Origin of the sequence: Xanthomonas bromi (assembly GCF_900092025.1) — a bacterium.
Lineage (GTDB): Bacteria > Pseudomonadota > Gammaproteobacteria > Xanthomonadales > Xanthomonadaceae > Xanthomonas > Xanthomonas bromi.
The window spans coordinates 1-18,545 of record NZ_FLTX01000007.1; the positions used below are offsets into that span (position 1 = coordinate 1).

The 18,545-nt window shown below is 65.3% G+C and carries 5 protein-coding genes and 2 pseudogenes; 6 read left to right on the top strand and 1 reads right to left on the bottom strand.

Annotation, left to right across the window (positions count from 1 at the left end; translation table 11 throughout):
- Nucleotides 1–487: 487 nt before the first annotated feature.
- The gene (locus XBLMG947_RS22410; protein ID WP_139074347.1) at nucleotides 488–1,426 is read left to right on the top strand and encodes a hypothetical protein; all 939 of its coding nucleotides are present in this window, start codon (nucleotides 488–490) and stop codon (nucleotides 1,424–1,426) included.
- Nucleotides 1,427–1,848: 422 nt separating this feature from the next.
- On the opposite strand, the pseudogene XBLMG947_RS02625 reads toward XBLMG947_RS22410, so the two are convergent.
- A pseudogene (locus XBLMG947_RS02625) lies at nucleotides 1,849–2,661 on the bottom strand (transposase).
- Nucleotides 2,662–2,965: 304 nt separating this feature from the next.
- Between XBLMG947_RS02625 and XBLMG947_RS02635 the strand changes: the two are divergent.
- The 5 genes and pseudogenes from XBLMG947_RS02635 to XBLMG947_RS02655 form a co-directional block, all read left to right on the top strand.
- Entirely contained in the window at nucleotides 2,966–3,769 is an 804-nt protein-coding gene (locus tag XBLMG947_RS02635; protein ID WP_065466256.1) for a DsbC family protein, read from the top strand.
- Between the two features lie 524 nt (nucleotides 3,770–4,293).
- Complete coding sequence (gene purL, locus XBLMG947_RS02640) at nucleotides 4,294–8,340, top strand: phosphoribosylformylglycinamidine synthase (RefSeq protein ID WP_065466257.1); 4,047 nt, start codon at nucleotides 4,294–4,296, stop codon at nucleotides 8,338–8,340.
- An 863-nt stretch (nucleotides 8,341–9,203) separates the two neighbouring features.
- Nucleotides 9,204–15,314, top strand: a complete 6,111-nt coding sequence (locus tag XBLMG947_RS02645) for an ESPR-type extended signal peptide-containing protein (protein WP_065466258.1) — start codon at nucleotides 9,204–9,206, stop codon at nucleotides 15,312–15,314.
- A 223-nt stretch (nucleotides 15,315–15,537) separates the two neighbouring features.
- Nucleotides 15,538–17,420, top strand: a pseudogene (locus XBLMG947_RS02650) (diffusible signal factor-reguated S8 family serine peptidase).
- A gap of 129 nt (nucleotides 17,421–17,549) precedes the next feature.
- Nucleotides 17,550–18,545 (top strand): GspE/PulE family protein (locus XBLMG947_RS02655; RefSeq protein ID WP_167351994.1); only part of this gene is annotated, 996 nt, incomplete at its 3' end.

Sequence of the window (18,545 nt, forward strand, 5' to 3'; positions counted from 1 at the left end):
ACGCTGGTGGCGCGCCAGCATCTGCAGAAACTGCATGCCAGCCATCATCCGCGTGGCTAGTCCGCGCGGCGTCTGACCGTAGGAGAGCATGCTCGCGACGCGCAGGTCGCGGTCGCGGCAAAAGGTCAATCGCCCCGCTGGCGGTCGCACCAATACCGCCAGCTGACGTTGTTAGCACATCACCAGACGCGCTCGGCGGCCGCGGCGGCCTTGCCGGCCAAGCTGGCGCCGGTCGGAGTGGCCTCCCCATTGCCATGCGTCGTGCTGGCAGTCAGCGCCGGGCGACACGTGCCAGTGCACTCCTTAGAAACAAAGAGCACGCGGGGCATCTTCAAGTAGTCGTCCTGACCCATCCTTCAATAAGAAAATGTTGACGCTGGGGATGAAGCGCAACTAGCCTAAATATCGGCGAAAGCCGGTCTACAGAGCGCAAGCCTGCGTACGCCGAAAGTCACTCAAAAACCTATCAGGGAAATACGGACACATGATGAAGAGATCACTTGGATGTGCAGCTTTGCTACTCATCGCCCTCTCCTTTAAAGCCAGCGCCGATGACACCGTCACTGTTTGTAACGGATGCGCTGACCAAGCCATGAGGTTCAAGGCGCGTGACTTGGGCAATGGACATCATTATTTTTGGGATTTCACAACCCGCAGGCTGACGCACTACCTCACACAGGGACAAACTATCCCGCCGGCCAGCTTCAAGGCAGACAGCGCCTCCTCAGCCAGGGGGTCAATTCAGCTAATTCCGTTGACATCCGACGAAACGCAAATTTTTAGCTACGGACTGGATCTATACGATTCAACCGGAACTACACGCATAACTCAGGTTTTCCAAACCGACTACACCATTGCTGCGAACGCAGCACAAGCAAAATTCGTGATGGCGGCAGCCACGACTCACCAAGCCACGGCATTTGACATGGTAAACACCCCTGTTTATCAGAAGTCGGTAATTGATTTGGTCTTCAATCAAAATAACTTAGGACCTTTTTACTGGTTACAGGATAGAGCACGTGTAGCATTGGCAACTCTCACCAACTTTGTATCAATAACCTTAATAAAAACTCCCTTCACATTATTCAATACCATCCAGTTTCCCGATGGATCTTCCTTTATGGTCGGCTGGGATTACCAGGCCAGGCAATACAGGTACGTGAAAGGATCTGCCACTGATGCTGCGGGCAACTTGATACCTGAGACCACTAACGACGCGGGCGGGGGGGCTACGGGAAAGATCAACTATGTTTACCCAAACACCGCAAAGGGGATGGCGGCAGGAGGAGAAATGGTTGATCACTTAACTGGCCTAAACGTGGGCTGGACCACACCTCCAGGCGTTCCGGTCAACAATGGATTTATAATTGCATGTGCATCTACCCCCTCCGGTATTCGATGCACAATCGAGACCCTTATACGATGAGCATAATTCCTACTGGCAACACGTCTTTATTTCGATCATTCCTATTTTTGTTGTTTGCCACAGTTCTAGCAGGGATTGGATGGCAGTCAAACGGCCAGATCGATTGGCAGAAATTCGCGGTATATTTCTGTATAGTCACCGTGTATGCCGCATGCGTAATTTTTTACTTAAAGTCTTTGGATAAGCTAAAGCCATTCGTGAATTATAGTTACGCCAAGTTTTTACTTTTTATGAGCTTGCTAGCAGTATGCAGCGGACTCGCTGCGCTGCTGCTGAATTTTTTGAATACAAGACCTTAAATATGTAGCATCAGCCGCGCACATCGCGGCCGCCACCATGATTGATGCGTGACTAGTGGGGCCATAATGGCCCCACTTTTTTATCAATAATTTGATTTACTTCCTCCTCCTTGAAGAATCCTTTCAGACATCGATCACCCGCGGCGACAGGTACACGGAGCTCAAGGACGGCCCTACCATGGCGCCGATCCAGGCACGCAAAAACGCGATCCAGCGCAGCAGCCAGCGCAGGTTGTAGCCGGCGGCGCAGCCGAGCACGTGCAGCGCATCGCCCTGGGCCCCCTTGACCCGGCAGCGACGCAGCCGGCAGTCCTCTTTCAGATGGCCGATCATCGGTTCCACCGCTTGCCGGCGCTTGATCCAATGCCATTGCCTGCGCGTCAGCGTCTTGGCTTTACCATGATGCAGGACCTGCACCCCATCGACTTCGCGCCCGCGATAGCCCAGGTCCACGATCGCCACGGGTGGTATCCACGATCACCCGCGACAGCTCGCATGCGTCCACCGCCCTCGTCGCGTGCGCGGCGTTGATCGTGTGCGCCAGCAGCGCTTTCATCCCGACTTCGCCCAGGCGCTGCCGCCAGCGCGTCAGCGCGCTGGCATCGCATGGCAGGCGCGTCTGGAACACCACCTCACCGGTGAAGAACTACCAGTATGGGTTTTCCAGCCAACGCTCATACACAGTCTCGTCGGACAGGTCGTACGCATGTTTGAGGTACAGCGGCAACCCGGTCATCAAACGCACCGGCAAGGCCGGACGGCCGCCACCGGCGGGCGTGGCCGGCAATGCCGCGACAGCGCCTGCTCCAACGCGGCCCGCGGCATGCGTTGGCTCAATTGCGCCAGCGGATGCCGCAGATCGATATGGTGTTCCAGGCGCGAACGAAACACTTCCTCGGCGGGTCTGTCTTCGGCAGCAGGGCGGCATGTACGCATGGACGGAAATTTCCACAAAACCAGCCCTGAGCGTAGGTGAAATTGGCAGTTCCGGCACGGCTGTGCGGCCGGTGAAGCCTTGCTGTTACTGGGCTAGCGGGGTTTCTCAGGGGCGACCAAGTCGCCTTGCGACGGCGACTGTGCCGAGCCCACCGCCAGACCCGGCAAACCACGCTCTGCATTGCGTCCGCCCAAGAGGTGCAGCAACAGATTGCCTGTGGCGTTCACAAACTGTCGCGGCCGCGGCCAGGCTTCATCTGCGCTGTGCGAGAATCCGGGCACCCCATTCCATCTGGATGCGTGAATGTATCGTCTTGCTATCGCCGCACTGCTGGGCGCACTCAGCCTCACTGCCTGCGCGCAATCCTCGCAGCCTGCGGCAAGCACTTCCGGCGCCAAGCCCGCTGCCGCTCCTGCCGCCGCTGCGTCGGGAAATATCGACCAGCGTGTGGGTAATGCGCTGAAGGCGCTGGACCCGGATTTCAAACCCGATTACATCGGCGCCGCGCCGTTTCCCGGCTTCCGCGAAGTAGTGGTCGGCGGGCAGGTGCTGTACGTCAGCGATGACGGTCGTTACCTGATGCAGGCGCAGCCGTTCGACATCCAGAACAAGCAGTTCGCCGCCAGCCCGGGCCTGCTGGCCTACCGCCGCAAGCAGCTGGACACCGTGCCCAAGGCCGATCGCATCGTGTTTGCGCCGGCAAACCCGAAATACACCGTTACCGTCTTTACCGACGTGGAATGTGGCTACTGCCGCAAATTGCACAGCGAGATCGGCGAGCTCAACAAACAGGGCATCGCGGTGGAATACCTCGCGTTTCCGCGCATGGGCCTGGGCAGCCAGGACCACAAGGAAATGATCGCGGTGTGGTGTGCTGCCGATCGCAAGCAGGCGCTCACGGCCGCCAAGTCCGGTCAGCCGGTGGCCTCCAAGGACTGCAAGAACCCGGTGTCGATGGAATACACGCTGGGTCAGCGTCTGGGCGTCAACGGCACTCCGGCGATCTTCGCGCCCGACGGCACCCAGCTCGGCGGCTACCTGCCGCCGGCGCAGCTGCGCGAAGCGCTGGAAAAGCGTGCCGTGACCACGGCCGGCGGCAGCCGCTGATCCACATCGGCGCGGTCGTGTAATGCCGCGTTGGCGCTGGCCTTCGATGGCTGGACAATCGCTAAAAGGCCGGGACGCGTCTGCGTTCCGGCCTTTTGCGTTTTGGGGTGGCGTGGCTCGCTGGCTGGATCGAGCGGCCGGGTGGTGCCGGGCAGCCGGGTTGCGCAAGTAGTGGTGTAGATCGGCTGCGTCCGGCGCGCAGATGTCGCGCCTGCGCCGGTCGCAGGGCCACGGTGGCGGAGGGGATAAAGACCGGTGGAACAGGGCAGGGCGCTGCCAACCAGCGCGTCAGCCAGAGAGCCAGTCGCCAATGCGTTAACCAGACGGCCGGTCGCCAAGTGGCATAGCTCCGTCCGTGCAGCTTTCACGATCGCCGCGTCCACGATGGCCGCGGCGAACGAAAGTGGGCTGGTGGTGTTCGGCCCGATTCGCTGGCCGATGGCCTTCGGCCGCACGCGCGACCGACGCCAACCCATCGGCTCCGTTACAATCTGTAGCCCCGTTTCTGACACGGTTCCCCGGACATGATGGTCCTCGAGGGCGCTTCCGCCCTTTCGCCGTTCCGCCGCGCTCGGCTCGAAACCCGCCTGCAAACCCTCGTTCCCGCGCTGCGCATCACCGGCGCCTGGCACGTCTACTTCATCCGCGCCGAAGCTGGGCAATCGCCCGATCAGCCCACCTTGCAGCGGATCTTGCAGGCCAATGCCGCGCCTGCCGCGCGCGATGTGGATGCCTCCTCGCGTTATGTGGTGCCGCGTCTGGGCACGCTGTCGCCGTGGTCGAGCAAGGCCACCGAACTGGTGCGCGGCGCCGGGCAGCCGATCCAGCGCGTGGAGCGTGGTACCCGCATCGATCTGGCCGGCTGGCCGGTCGACGCAGCGATGCAGGCCGCCGTAGCCAAGCTGCTGCACGACCCGATGACGCAGTCGCTGCTCGGCTCGGCCGCCGCAGCCGAAGCCTTGTTCAACGTGCCCGATCCCGGCCAGTTGCAGCGCGTGCCGCTGGATGGGCTGGAACAGGCCAACCGCGACCTGGGCCTGGCCCTGGCGCAGGACGAGATCGACTACCTGCGCGAACGCTTCGCCGAACTTGGGCGCGACCCGGCCGATGTCGAGCTGATGATGTTCGCGCAGGCCAACTCCGAGCACTGCCGGCACAAGATCTTCAACGCCAGCTGGATCATCGACGGCAAGCCGCAGGAACGCTCGCTGTTCCGCATGATCAAGCACACCCACCAGCAAACCCCGCAGCACACCTTGTCGGCCTACAGCGACAACGCGGCGGTGGTGGAAGGCGTGCCGGCCGCACGCTATCGCCCGGACCCGGCCAGTGGCGAATACCGCAGCGAAGCGGTGCTGCCGTCGGCGTTCGCGATCAAGGTGGAAACGCATAACCACCCGACCGCGATCGCGCCGTTTCCCGGCGCGGCCACCGGGGCAGGCGGCGAAATCCGCGACGAAGGCGCCACCGGCCGTGGCGGCAAGCCCAAGGCCGGCCTGACCGGGTTTTCGGTCTCGCATCTGCGCATCCCGACCCTGCCGCAGCCGTGGGAAGCGCCGCGCGCGCTGAACCCGCGCATGGCCCCGGCGCTGGACATCATGCTCGACGGCCCGCTCGGCGGTGCCGCATTCAACAACGAATTCGGCCGGCCGAACCTGCTCGGGTATTTCCGCAGCTTCGAGCTGGCCGAAGGCCCGGGCCTGACCCGCGCCTACGACAAGCCGATCATGCTGGCCGGTGGCCTGGGCGCGATCGATCGCAACCAGGTCGAAAAGCTGCGGCTGCAGCCGGGCGATGCGGTCATCGTGCTTGGCGGCCCGGCGATGCTGATCGGCCTGGGCGGCGGCGCGGCCAGCTCGGTGGCGGCCGGCGACAGTGCCGAAGCGCTGGATTTCGCCAGCGTGCAGCGCGAAAACCCGGAGATGGAGCGCCGTTGCCAGGAGGTCATCGACCGCTGCGTGGCGCTGGGCGTCGACAACCCGATCCGCTGGTTCCACGACGTGGGCGCGGGTGGCCTGTCCAATGCGATCCCCGAACTGCTGCACGACTCCCGCGTGGGCGGCATCATCGACCTGGGCCGCGTGCTCAGCGACGACCCCTCGCTGTCGCCGCTGGAACTGTGGTGCAACGAATCGCAGGAGCGCTATGTGCTCGGCGTGCCGCAGGCGCGCCTGCAGGAATTTGCCGCCATCTGCGCCCGCGAACGCTGCCCGTTCGCTGCCGTCGGCGTGGCCACGGCCGAGGAGCGGCTGGTGGTAGGGTATGGCGTCCTGGACGCCGGGAATCGGGAATCGGGAATCGGGAATGGTGACGGCGTGCTGCCGGTTGCCGGTGCCGCTTCTCCCCATTCCCCATTCCCCACTCCCGATTCCCCGCTGCCGATCGATCTGCCGATGGATGTCCTGTTCGGCAAGGCGCCGAAGATGCATCGCGATGCGGTGCATCCGGCCGCGCCCAAGTGGCCGGTGCTGCAGACCGCTGCGCTGGACCTGCAGCAGGCCGGCTTGCGCGTGCTGGCGCATCCCACCGTGGCGTCCAAAAACTTTCTGGTCACCATCGGCGACCGCAGCGTGGGTGGCCTGACCGCACGCGAGCAGATGATCGGGCCCTGGCAACTGCCGCTGGCCGATTGCGCGATCACCCTGGCCGGGTTCGAGACGTTCGAAGGCGAGGCGATGTCGATCGGCGAGCGCGCCCCGCTGGCGCTGTTGAACGCTGCCGCCTCGGCCCGTATGGCGGTGGGCGAGGCGATCACCAACCTGTGCGCCGCCCCGGTGCAGACGCTGGCCAGCATCAAGCTCTCGGCCAACTGGATGGCCGCCGCCGGTCATGCCGGCGAAGACGCACTGCTCTACGACGCGGTGCGTGCAGTCGGCATGGAGCTGTGCCCGGCGCTGGAGCTGAGCATTCCGGTGGGCAAGGATTCGCTGTCGATGCAGGCGCAGTGGGTCGCCGGGAATGGGGAATCGGGACTTGGGAATGGCGAAACGCCGCAGCCCTCCGCTTCCACCATTCCCCATTCCCCATTCCCCATTCCCGGAGAAACGCTGAAGAGCGTTTCTCCGGTCTCGCTGATCATCAGTGCCTTTGCGCCGGTGAGCGATGTCCGCACCCAGCTGACGCCGTTGTTGCGTAACGAGGAAGAAAGCGAGCTGTGGTTGATCGGGCTCGGTGGCGGGAAGCAGCGTCTGGGCGGGTCGGTGCTGGCGCAGGTCTATGCCGACGCTGCGGCGCTGCCGGCGTTCGGCGGTGACGTGCCGGATCTGGACGATGCACAGCGGCTGCGCAGCTTCTTCGAACTGATCCGCGATGCGCGCGAAGGCGGGCTGCTGCTGGCGTATCACGACCGCAGCGATGGCGGTGCGTTTGCGGCGCTGTGCGAGATGGCGTTCGCCTCGCGCCAGGGCCTGGACATCACCCTCGATGCCTGGGGCGATGATGCGTTCCGCAGCCTGTTCAACGAAGAACTGGGCGCGGTGGTGCAGATCGCCAGCGAGGATCGCGCCGTGTTCGCCGATCTGGTCGAGCGGCATGCACTGACCGAATGCGCGCAGCGTATTGCACGTCCCACCGGCACGCCGCGCATCCGCGTGAGCGGGCAGGGACGGGTGCTGGCCGAATGGCGTTGGGAACAGCTGTTCGATGCCTGGTGGTCGGTCACCCACGCCATGCAGAAGCTGCGCGACAACCCGGACAGTGCCGACGAAGAGCGCGCGCTGGCGCGCGATTTCCAGGCGCCGGGCCTGCGTCCGAAGCTGGTCTTCGACCCGTCCGAAGATGTGGCGGCGCCGTTCGTGGCCACTGGTGCCCGACCCAAGGTGGCGATCCTGCGCGAGCAGGGCGTCAACGGGCAGATCGAAATGGCCTACAACTTCGAGCGTGCCGGCTTCCGCGCGTTCGATGTACATATGAGCGACCTGATCGAAGGCCGCGTGGATCTGAGCACGTTCGTCGGCTTCGCGGCCTGCGGCGGTTTCAGCTACGGCGATGTGCTGGGTGCCGGCCGCGGCTGGGCCACCTCGATCCTGGAGCGCGCGGCGTTGCGCGATGCGTTTGCCGCGTTCTTTGCGCGCAGCGATACGTTTGCGCTGGGCGTGTGCAATGGCTGCCAGATGCTCAGCCAGCTCAAGGACATCATTCCCGGCGCCGAGCATTGGCCGCGCTTTTTGCGCAACCGTAGCGAACAGTTCGAAGCGCGCACCGCGTTGCTGGAAGTGGTGGAGTCGCCGTCGATCTTCCTGCGCGGCATGGCCGGTTCGCGCATTCCGGTGGCGGTGGCGCATGGCGAAGGCCGTGCGGAGTTCGAGAGTGCCGTCGACCAGGCCGCTGCACGGGTGGCACTGCGGTACATCGATGGCGATGGCGCGGTGGCGTCGCAGTACCCGCTCAATCCGAATGGTTCGCCGGACGGCATCACTGGGCTGACCAGCAGCGACGGCCGCGTCACCATCCTGATGCCGCATCCGGAGCGCACGCCACGCAGTGCAAACCTGAGCTGGCACCCGGCCGACTGGCGTGGTGACTCGCCGTGGCTGCGGATGTTCCGCAACGCGAGGGTATGGTGCGGTTAATGGCGTGCGGCTGATCTGAAGCCGCTAACGCATCACTTGACGGTCGTGTGCAGCGATGCACACGGCCGTTGTCGTTTTTGCAGGGCGCGATGCGCCGGCAGCCGTTGTGCGGTCGCAGGCTCGCCGAGCGCTGCGGCCACTGGCGGACGCTCAAGCGAATCGACCACGACGGTTTCTTGAGAGCCCTGTGTGTTTCGCAGGTGTCGCGATCTTCAGTGAAAACTGCCGTGGTGACGCGCATCGACGCGTCGCACCACCAGCCAACCGTGTGCTTCGCCGCCCGCACCGACGTCCCTTACATTGGAAAGCCGCGGTTTCGAAAGGTGCGGCAATGATCCGACGCCTGGGGCCTCTGTCTTGCGGCATCGTCATTTCCTTGGCGGTAATCGCCTGAGACATGCGCGACCCATGACGGCCCATCACCCGTGGAGCACGTTGGCCGCAGATCCGACACGCCCGCCTGTCTTTTTGCGCAATCCAGGCTGCCGGTGTCTCGCGAGCGGGCTTTGTTGTCTTTTTCAGTTTCGCCTATTCAGCTTTGAAATGTCCCTGAGGACATGATCTAGGTCGCTGTTTTACAAAGATTTATCAAAAATCTAATAAAAGCAATCGGAAATGTGACCAGATCCGCACTTTCCTTCGCTCGCTGTCAAAAACTTGACGCCTGAAATAACCACTGTTAACACTTCGCTCAGTTCCATGGTTGGGTAGCGTTCACTTTTTGACTGCCCAAGGAGCAGGCGCAAGCCGCCCCTGCCGCAAGGCCCATGGCGCGAACAACGGCGGTGAATTGAGGGCGGGAACGACTTCCGCCGCCGGGTGTTCGCCAAAAACCAGTCCAACAACTCAGGAGTCGTGCGTCGATGAATCGGATTTATCGCAAGGTCTGGAACAAATCGCTTGGTGTGTGGACCGTGGCATCGGAACTGGCCCGCGGTGACAGCCCCGGAGCCGTTGCGTCAGCCTCGTTCATCGATCGCCGCCAGAGCCTCGCCCTGGCCGCCGCCATCGCCCTGGCGCTGGGTGGCGCCGGATTCGCCACGCCGCTTCCTGCCAATGCGCAATCTGTCGAAGTGGGCGCAGGCGCATCGGCACCGGCCAGCCAGGCCACCGCAGTCGGCGCCAATAGCCACGCCAGCGCAACCGGCGCAGTGGCCACCGGCGCCGACAGCAGCGCCAGCGGCATCAACAGCAGTGCGATCGGCCGCCAGACCAATGCGATCGGCGAAAACGCCGTGGCCATCGGCTACAACAGTTTCGTGCGCCAGAGCGGCGAAAACAGCGTGGCGCTCGGTGCCAATGCCGGCGTGACCGGCGCAAATTCGGTGGCGCTGGGCGCAGGCTCGCGCACGCATGAAGACGACGTGGTGTCGGTGGGCAGCGGCAATGGCCGCGGTGGCCCGGCCACGCGCCGGATCACCAACGTCACTGCCGGCGTCAATGCAACCGATGCGGTGAACTTGGACCAGCTCACCACGGTGTCCGACGTTGCATCCACTACCGCGCGCTCGTTCGTCGCTACCGGCGAGGGTGTCGCACTTGCAGAGGGCGTCGACAGCGTCGCTGCCGGCGCAAACGCATCGGCCTATCGCGATTACAGCACCGCGCTGGGTTCGAGCAGCATGGCATCTGCGCAGGGCGCTACCGCCATCGGCAGCGGCGCCAATGCCGCCACCGACAACGCCACCGCAGTCGGCTTCAACAGCACCGCAAGCGCGGAAAACACCACTGCGCTGGGCGGTAACAGCAGTGCCTCTGGCGATTCCAGTACCGCCTTGGGCGGCGCAAGTCAGGCCACCGCCGGTGGTGCGACTGCGCTGGGTTACGAGAGCATCGCCAATGGCGCCGACGCCACTGCGCTGGGTGTGGGGAGCGTGGCGTTCGGCGACACCAGCACTGCCGTAGGCGGTGCGAGCGTGGCCTTCGGCGCCGACAGCGCTGCCTTCGGCGCCAATGCCGCTGCCGGCGGTAGCGCATCCACCGCGATCGGCGCAAACAGCCGTGCCTTCGGCGAGCGCACCATTGCGTTGGGCAGCGCCAGCAACGCGTCGGGCGACGACAGCATCGCGCTCGGCGCGAGCAGTCAGGCCTCTGCCCTGGGCACCACCGCCATCGGCAGCAATGCCAACGCCAGCATCGCCAATGCCACGGCTGTCGGTAACAACAGCAGTGCCGGCGATGACTACGCCACTGCGCTTGGCGGCGACAGCACTGCATCCGGATATGTCAGCACGGCCGTCGGCGGCACCAGTACCGCCAATGGGCGCGGTGCAACGGCGATCGGCTACGAAAGCATCGGCAATGGAACCGCATCGACCGCGCTGGGGTTTGCCAGTGTGGCGTGGGGCAACGGTGGCACCGCCCTCGGTACCGAGAGTCTCGCCTACGGTGACGACAGCACGGCAGTCGGTGCGAATGCATTTGCAGCCGATACCGGCTCGATTGCTGTGGGCACCTACGCAAATGCGTACGGCCCGCGTGCCATTTCGCTCGGCGGCCAATCCAATGCGACGGGCGATGAGACCGTCGCGCTGGGCTGGGAAGCCACCGCAGTGGGCGCGCAGAGTGTCAGCGTGGGCGGCGGTGCGTTGGCATCTGCCGACAACAGCGTTGGCTTGGGCGCAGGTTCGCTCGCCGATCGCGCCAACACGGTGTCGGTTGGTGCAGCCGGCAGCGAGCGCCAGATCGCCAATGTCGCGGCTGGTACCGAAGGCACCGACGCGGTCAATCTGGACCAGCTCAACGCCGTGGCGGGCGCTGCGGAAAATACCGCGCGCCTGTTCGCTGGCACCGGCACCGGCACCGGCACTGCCGATGCGCAGGGCGAAGACGCCACGGCCGTTGGCTCCAATGCCACCGCCGAAGGCGATTACAGCAGCGCGTTCGGTTCCAGCAGCCAGGTCACCGCAATCGGCGCCGTGGCCATCGGCAGCGGCGCCAGCGCCACGGCGCAATACGCCAATGCCGCCGGTTACAACGCAGCGGCCAGCGGTTTCGGCAGCGTGTCCAATGGCGCCTTCAGCCAGGCCAGCGGCGACTACGCCGTGGCCGTGGGTGGCGAAAGCGAAGCGGCCGGTGCGCAGAGCACCGCGCTTGGCGCCGCAACCGGCGCCTACGGCGATGGCTCGCTGGCGGTTGGCGCGCTGAGCGAGGCGCAAGGCAGCGAATCCACCGCGGTGGGCTACTTCGCTAGCGCCAGCGGCGAATCGGCCACCGCCGTCGGTGCGGAAAGCGTCGCCAACGGGACCAGCGCTGCGGCGTTCGGCTTCGGTGCCGAGGCCACGTCCAACTACTCCACCGCGGTGGGTGGGTATTCCACCGCCAGTGGTTTCAACAGCACGGCGCTGGGGAATTTCAGCACCGCCGGCGGCTCGAACACCGTCGCCGTGGGCGGCGATGCCGCCGCTACCGGCGATTACAGCGTCGCGGCCGGCCAGGGCAGTGTGGCCAGCGGTTACCACAGCGTCTCGGTCGGCGGCGCCTTGCTCGGCCTGTTGCCGACCGAAGCGTCCGGCGATTACTCCACTGCGGTGGGCGGTGCGGCCTGGGCGCCGGGCCTCAACAGCACCGCACTCGGCAATTTCGCCGAATCCACCGGCGTAAGCAGTGTGGCCTTGGGCGCAGATTCGGTGGCCGACCGCGACTTCGCGGTGTCGGTGGGCAGTGCCGGCAACGAGCGCCAGATCACCAACGTCGCCGCCGGTACCCAGGGCACCGATGCGGTGAACCTGGATCAGCTCAACGCCGTTGCCGACGCTGGCGCAGCCACGAACAAATACTTCCAATCCAGCGGCAGCGCCGATAGCGATGCTGGTGCCTATGTGGAAGGCGAGAACGCTGTGGCGGCAGGCGAGGGCACCAATGCCACCGGTCCTGGCACCACCGCATTGGGCGCGGGCGCGCAGGCCGTGGTCGACAACGCCACGGCAGTGGGCGTCGGTGCATTGGCTGGCGGCGTCGGCGCGGCCGCGTTGGGCAGCAATGCCCAGGCGCTGGGCGAGAACAGCAGCGTGGTCGGCAGCAACGCATCGGCCAGCGATCTCGGTGCCACGGCAAACGGTGCCGGCGCACAGGCGCTGTCGACCTATGCCACCGCACTTGGTAGCGAAGCGGTCGCGTCCGACAATCAGGCCATCGCCGCGGGTTTCCGCAGTGCTGCATCCAACGTCGGCAGCGCGGCCTTCGGTGGCTACAGCGAATCCAGCGGCCGGCTGTCGTTGGCACTGGGTTACGGCGCGGTGGCGTCCAGCGACTACAGCACCGCCGTCGGTGCCGCATCGCTGGCCTCCGGCGCCAGCGCAGTGGCTGTGGGTGAGTTCAGCGAAGCCACCGGCGACGAAAGCGTTGCCGTCGGCGGCAGCACGTTCTCCGGCTTCATCCCGGCGCGCGCCTCGGGAACCGGCGCGGCCGCCTTCGGTGCGGGTGCGTGGGCAACCGCGGACTACACCACCGCCATCGGCTGGAATTCGTACGCCGACGGCGTCAATGCCACTGCGTTGGGTCAAAGCGCTGCGGCGTTGGCCAACAACACGTTGGCACTGGGCGGCAACAGCCGCGCCGATGCGGCCGGTGCCAGCGTGATCGGCGTGGATGCATCGGCGACCGGTATCAACAGCACCGGTGTCGGGCGTCAGGTCAACGTCATCGGCGAAAATGCGGTCTCGGTGGGCTACAACTCGTTTGTGCGGCAGAGCGCAGTCAACGGCGTGGCACTGGGTGCCAATGCCGGTGCAACCGGCGCCGATTCGGTGGCCTTGGGCTCTGGTTCGCGCACCTACGAAGCCGACACCGTGTCGATCGGTAGCGGCAATGGTCGTGGCGGTCCGGCCACGCGCCGCATCGTCAACGTCAGCAATGGCCAGACGGCGACCGATGCCGTCAATAAGGGCCAGCTGGATGCGGTGTCGGCCGATGTGCAGAACACCAGCAGCAAGTTCAAGAGCACTGGCGATGCGGTGGCCACAGCCACCGGCGAGCGCAGCACGGCTGCCGGCTCCGGTGCCGCCGCCACCGGCGCACGCAGTGTCGCCATTGCTTCCGGCAGCAGTGCGTCGGCCACCGGCGCCAGCGCGCTGGGTGTGGACAGCCGCGCCAGCGGCGTGAACAGCACCGCAATGGGCCGTCAGACCAATTCCATCGGCGAAAACGGCGTGGCGTTGGGCTACAACTCCTTCGTACGCGAAAGCGGCAGCAATGCGGTGGCATTGGGCGCGAATGCGGGTGCCAGCGGTGCCGATTCGGTCGCCCTGGGCTCGGGCTCGCGAACCTACGATGCCAACACGGTGTCGATGGGGAGCGGCAATGGTCGCGGTGGCCCGGCGACGCGTCGCATCGTCAATGTCAGCGATGGCCAGACCGCCAGCGATGCCGTCAACAAGGGGCAGCTGGATGCATTGGCGGCTGATGTGCAAACCACCAGTGGCATGGTCAAGGCCACCGGTACCGGCGTGGCCGTGGCAACCGGTGATCGCGCCACCGCCGCAGGTGCCGGTGCCACGGCCAGTGGCGCACGCAGTGTCGCGATTGCCTCCGGCAGCCGCGCGTCGGCCACCGGCGCCAGCGCGATGGGTGTGGACAGCAGCGCCAGCGGCGTGAACAGCACCGCGATGGGCCGGCAGACCAATTCCATCGGCGAAAACGGCGTGGCGCTGGGCTACAACTCCTTCGTGCGGGAAAGCGGCAGCAATGCGGTGGCATTGGGCGCGAATGCGGGTGCCAGCGGTGCCGATTCGGTCGCCCTGGGCTCGGGCTCGCGCACCTACGATGCCAACACGGTGTCGGTGGGGAGCGGCAATGGTCGCGGTGGCCCGGCGACGCGTCGCATCGTCAACGTGGGCGCCGGCGCGATTGCCGATGCCAGCACCGATGCGATCAATGGCGGCCAGTTGTTCCAGTCGTTGAGCAACGCGGCCAGCTTCCTCGGCGGTGGTGCGGCGATCGGTGCGCAAGGCGTGTTCGTGGCGCCGACCTATGTGATCCAGGGTGCCAGCTACAACAACGTCGGTGCGGCACTGACTGCGTTGGACAGCAAGGTCAGCGAGCTGGATGCACGCAGCGGCGGTACGACCAGCACCGCTGCGCGCATGTCGCTGCGCACCGCTGCAGTGCCAGCAGTCGCGACCACTGCGGCCGGCGATGCGGCAACCACTGTCGTAAGCACGGCGAGCGAGGCAACGGCCACTGTGCAGGGCACGCCCACCACCGCAGCGGTCGGCAGCATCACGCCGGCCGCAACCTCGACGGCACTGGGAACCGCTGCTGTGGCCAACCACATCACCGGCACGGCGATTGGCGGCAGCGCGTATGCGCATGGCCCCAACGACACCGCCATCGGCAGCAATGCACGCGTCAATGCCGATGGCAGCACGGCGGTGGGTGCCAATACGCAGATTGCCGCCGTGGCGACCAATGCCGTGGCCATGGGCGAAGGCGCGCAGGTCACTGCGGCCTCCGGCACCGCGCTCGGCCAGGGCGCACGTGCCACTGCACAAGGCGCCGTCGCACTGGGTCAGGGCTCGGTCGCCGATCGTGCCGATACGGTGTCGGTGGGCAGCGTGGGCGGCGAGCGTCAGGTGGCCAATGTGGCCGCCGGTACGCATGCCACCGATGCGGTCAACAAGGGCCAGTTGGACAGCGGCGTTGCTGCGGCCAACAGCTACACCGACAGCCGTTACAACGCGATGGCCGACAGCTTCGAAAGCTATCAGGGCGATATCGAAGACCGTCTGCGCCGGCAGAACCGTCGTTTGGACCGTCAGGGTGCGATGGGCTCGGCGATGTTGAACATGTCCGCCAGCGTGGCCGGTATCGCTGCGCAGAACCGCATCGGTGCCGGTGTCGGTTTCCAGAACGGCGAGTCGGCCTTGTCGGTGGGCTACCAGCGTGCGATCAGCCCGCGCGCCACCGTCACCGTAGGCGGGGCGCTCAGTGGCGACGACCGGTCGGTCGGTGTGGGTGCCGGTTTCGGCTGGTAACGGGGTCGTGCATCGACCGCGGCGGCGTCAGGTGCGCCGTCGCGATCTGTAAGGCCTGAGGGGGCGGGCAACAAGGACCGTGGCTGGGCCGGCCAACGGATTCGCATGGAGTGATGGCCGTACCAGGGTGCCGACAAGGACGCTGCGAACCGCACCGCGGGACGCAGCGCGTGCGCTGGCTGCCCCAAGCCTGATTCACGAAAAATACGAAGAGGACTTCACCGTGATCGACAAGAATTTCCGTCTCAACCCGCTGACCGGCGCCATCCTGATGATGGCCCTTGGTGCGTCTGGCACCCTCGCTGCCGCCCCCAAACTGCTGGTCAAGGAACCGACCCAGGCAGCCCGGCCGGCGCAGCGTTCGGTAGCCGGTTGATGGTGCGTTACAAGGACAACACCGCTGCTGCGACTGATCGCAGCAGCAAGCTGAGCGCCGTGCAGGCCGCAGTGGGCCGCGTTGGTGCCAGCACCGGCGCGCGCAGCAGCGCTGCCGCTGCCAAGGCGACGTATGTGCGCAAGCTGGGCATCGGCTCGGACCTGATCAAGCTGTCCAGCACGCTGACCGCCGCGCAGGTGGACAAGGTGGTGGTCGAGCTGAAGAACGATCCGTCCGTGGCCGACGTGCAGATCGACCGCATGCTGCGCCCGATCGACATCAGCAAGCGCGTTCCCGCCACCGATGTGAGCCCGCAGTTGGTTTCCAACGACCCCCTCTACGCGCAGTACCAGTGGCATCTGAGCAACCCCAACGGTGGCATCAATGCACCGGGCGCGTGGGATCTGTCGCAGGGCGCCGGCGTGGTAGTGGCGGTGCTGGATACCGGTATCCTGCCGGGCCATCCCGATTTCGCCGGCAACATCCTGCAGGGCTACGACTTCATCAGCGACGCCGAAGTCTCGCGTCGTCCCACCGATGCGCGCGTGCCGGGCGCACTCGATTACGGTGACTGGGAGGAGGCCGACAACGTTTGCTATACCGGGTCGGTGGCGCAGGAAAGCTCCTGGCACGGTACCCATGTCTCGGGCACCGTGGCCGAAGCGACCAATAACGGCGTGGGCATGGCCGGTGTCGCGCCGAAGGCGACCATTCTGCCGGTGCGCGTGCTCGGCCGTTGCGGTGGTTACACCTCCGACATCGCCGATGCAATCGTCTGGGCGTCCGGCGGCACCGTCGAAGGCGTGCCCACCAACACCAACCCGGCCGAAGTGATCAACATGAGCCTGGGCGGCGGCGGCGGCTGCGATTCGGCCACCCAGCTGGCAATCAATGGCGCCGTCTCGCGCGGCACCACTGTTGTGGTGGCGGCAGGCAACAGCAGTGAGGATGCGGCCGACCACACACCGGCCAACTGCAACAGCACGATCACCGTAGGCGCCACCCGTATTACCGGCGGCATTGCCGATTACTCCAACTACGGCAGCACGGTGGACCTGTCCGGTCCCGGCGGCGGCGGCAGCGTGGACGGTAATCCTGGCGGTTACATCTGGCAGGCCGGCTACAACGGTGCCACCACCCCGACCTCCGGTTCTTATACATATATGGGAATGGGCGGCACCTCGATGGCGTCCCCGCACGTGGCTGGCGTCGTGGCGCTGGTACAGAGCGCGGCGATCGGTCTGGGCGATGGCCCGCTGACCCCGGCTGCGGTCGAAGCGCTGCTCAAGCAGACCAGCCGCCGCTTCCCGGTGACCCCGCCGGCCGGCACCCCGATCGGCAGTGGCATCGTCGATGCCAAGGCCGCGCTGGAAGCGGTGTTGGAGGAGCCGTGCGACCCGGCCACCGAGAGCTGCGCACCGAGCGCCATCGCACTCACCAACAAGGCCCCTGTTGCCGGTTTGAGCGGCGCGGCCGGCAGCTCCACGCTGTACAGCTTCGACGCCAAGGCCGGTGCCGTGCTCAGCTTCATGACCTACGGCGGCACCGGCGATGTATCGATGTACGTGAGCTACGAAGCCGAGCCCAGCGCGACCAGATACGACGCCAAGTCGACCCGTCCGGGCAACAGCGAAACCGTGCGTTTCGCTGCGCCCAAGGCTGGCACGTACTACATCAAGTTGGTCGGCGCGGCGAGCTACGCGAAGCTGACGCTCGTTGCACGACAGTAAGTAGCGCAATAGTGTGACCGATGCCCCTGGCCAATCGCCGGGGGCATCGCTTTTCAGGGCGATTCAGATGCGCGCGGTTGATTGCCGCGGCAAACTGCTACAGTCGGCGCCGGACCAGTGGAGACGAGTGTGAACGCGGTTGCCGTCGATCCAATCGAGCATCGAAGTGCGGAGGCGCGCATCGTCGATGCGCTGCTTGAACGCCGTCGTCTGAAAGACACCGATCTGCTGCGCGCGCGCCAATTGCAGGTCGAATCCGGCATGGGGTTGCTTGCCTTGCTTGGTCGCCTGGGTCTGGTGTCCGAACGCGATCATGCAGAAACCTGCGCCGAGGTACTCGGCCTGCCCTTGGTCGATGCACGCCAGCTTGGCGACACTCCGCCGGAAATGCTGCCCGACGTGCAGAATCTGTCGCTGCGCTTTCTCAAACAATTCCATCTGTGCCCGGTGGGCGAGCGCGATGGCCGGCTGGAGCTGTGGATCGCCGACCCCTACGACGATTACGCCATCGATGCGGTGCGTCTTGCCACCGGCTGCACGTTGCAGTTGCAGGTCGGTCTGCGTTCGGAAATCGACGATCTGATCGAACGCTGGTACGGCCAGGGCCGCAGCGCGATGGGCACCATCGTCGAAACCGCCGATGGCGATGCCAACAGCAGCGACGATATCGAAGCGTTGCGCGATCTGGCCTCCGAAGCGCCGGTGATCCGGCTGGTGAATCTGGTGATCCAGCACGCGGTGGAACTGCGCGCCTCCGATATTCATATCGAACCGTTCGAAAGCCGCCTCAAGGTGCGTTATCGCGTGGACGGCGTGCTGGTGGAAGGCGAAAGCCCGCCCGCCAAGCTCACTGCTGCGGTGATCAGCCGCATCAAGATCATGGCCAAGCTCAATATCGCCGAACGCCGCCTGCCGCAGGACGGTCGCATCATGTTGCGCGTGCAGGGCAAGGAACTGGACCTGCGCGTCAGCACCGTGCCCACCGCGCACGGCGAGAGCGTGGTGATGCGTCTGCTCGACCGCGAAACGGTGGTGTTCGACTTCTACAAGCTGGGCTTTACCGAAGACTTCCTGCCGCAGTTCCGCAAGGTGCTGGAGCAGCCGCACGGCATCATGCTGGTCACC

Coding starts and splice junctions, on each gene's coding strand:
- XBLMG947_RS22410 (WP_139074347.1), top strand. CDS start 488: ATGAAGAGATCACTTGGATGTGCAGCTTTGCTACTCATCGCCCTCTCC.
- XBLMG947_RS02635 (WP_065466256.1), top strand. CDS start 2,966: ATGTATCGTCTTGCTATCGCCGCACTGCTGGGCGCACTCAGCCTCACT.
- XBLMG947_RS02645 (WP_065466258.1), top strand. CDS start 9,204: ATGAATCGGATTTATCGCAAGGTCTGGAACAAATCGCTTGGTGTGTGG.
- purL (WP_065466257.1), top strand. CDS start 4,294: ATGATGGTCCTCGAGGGCGCTTCCGCCCTTTCGCCGTTCCGCCGCGCT.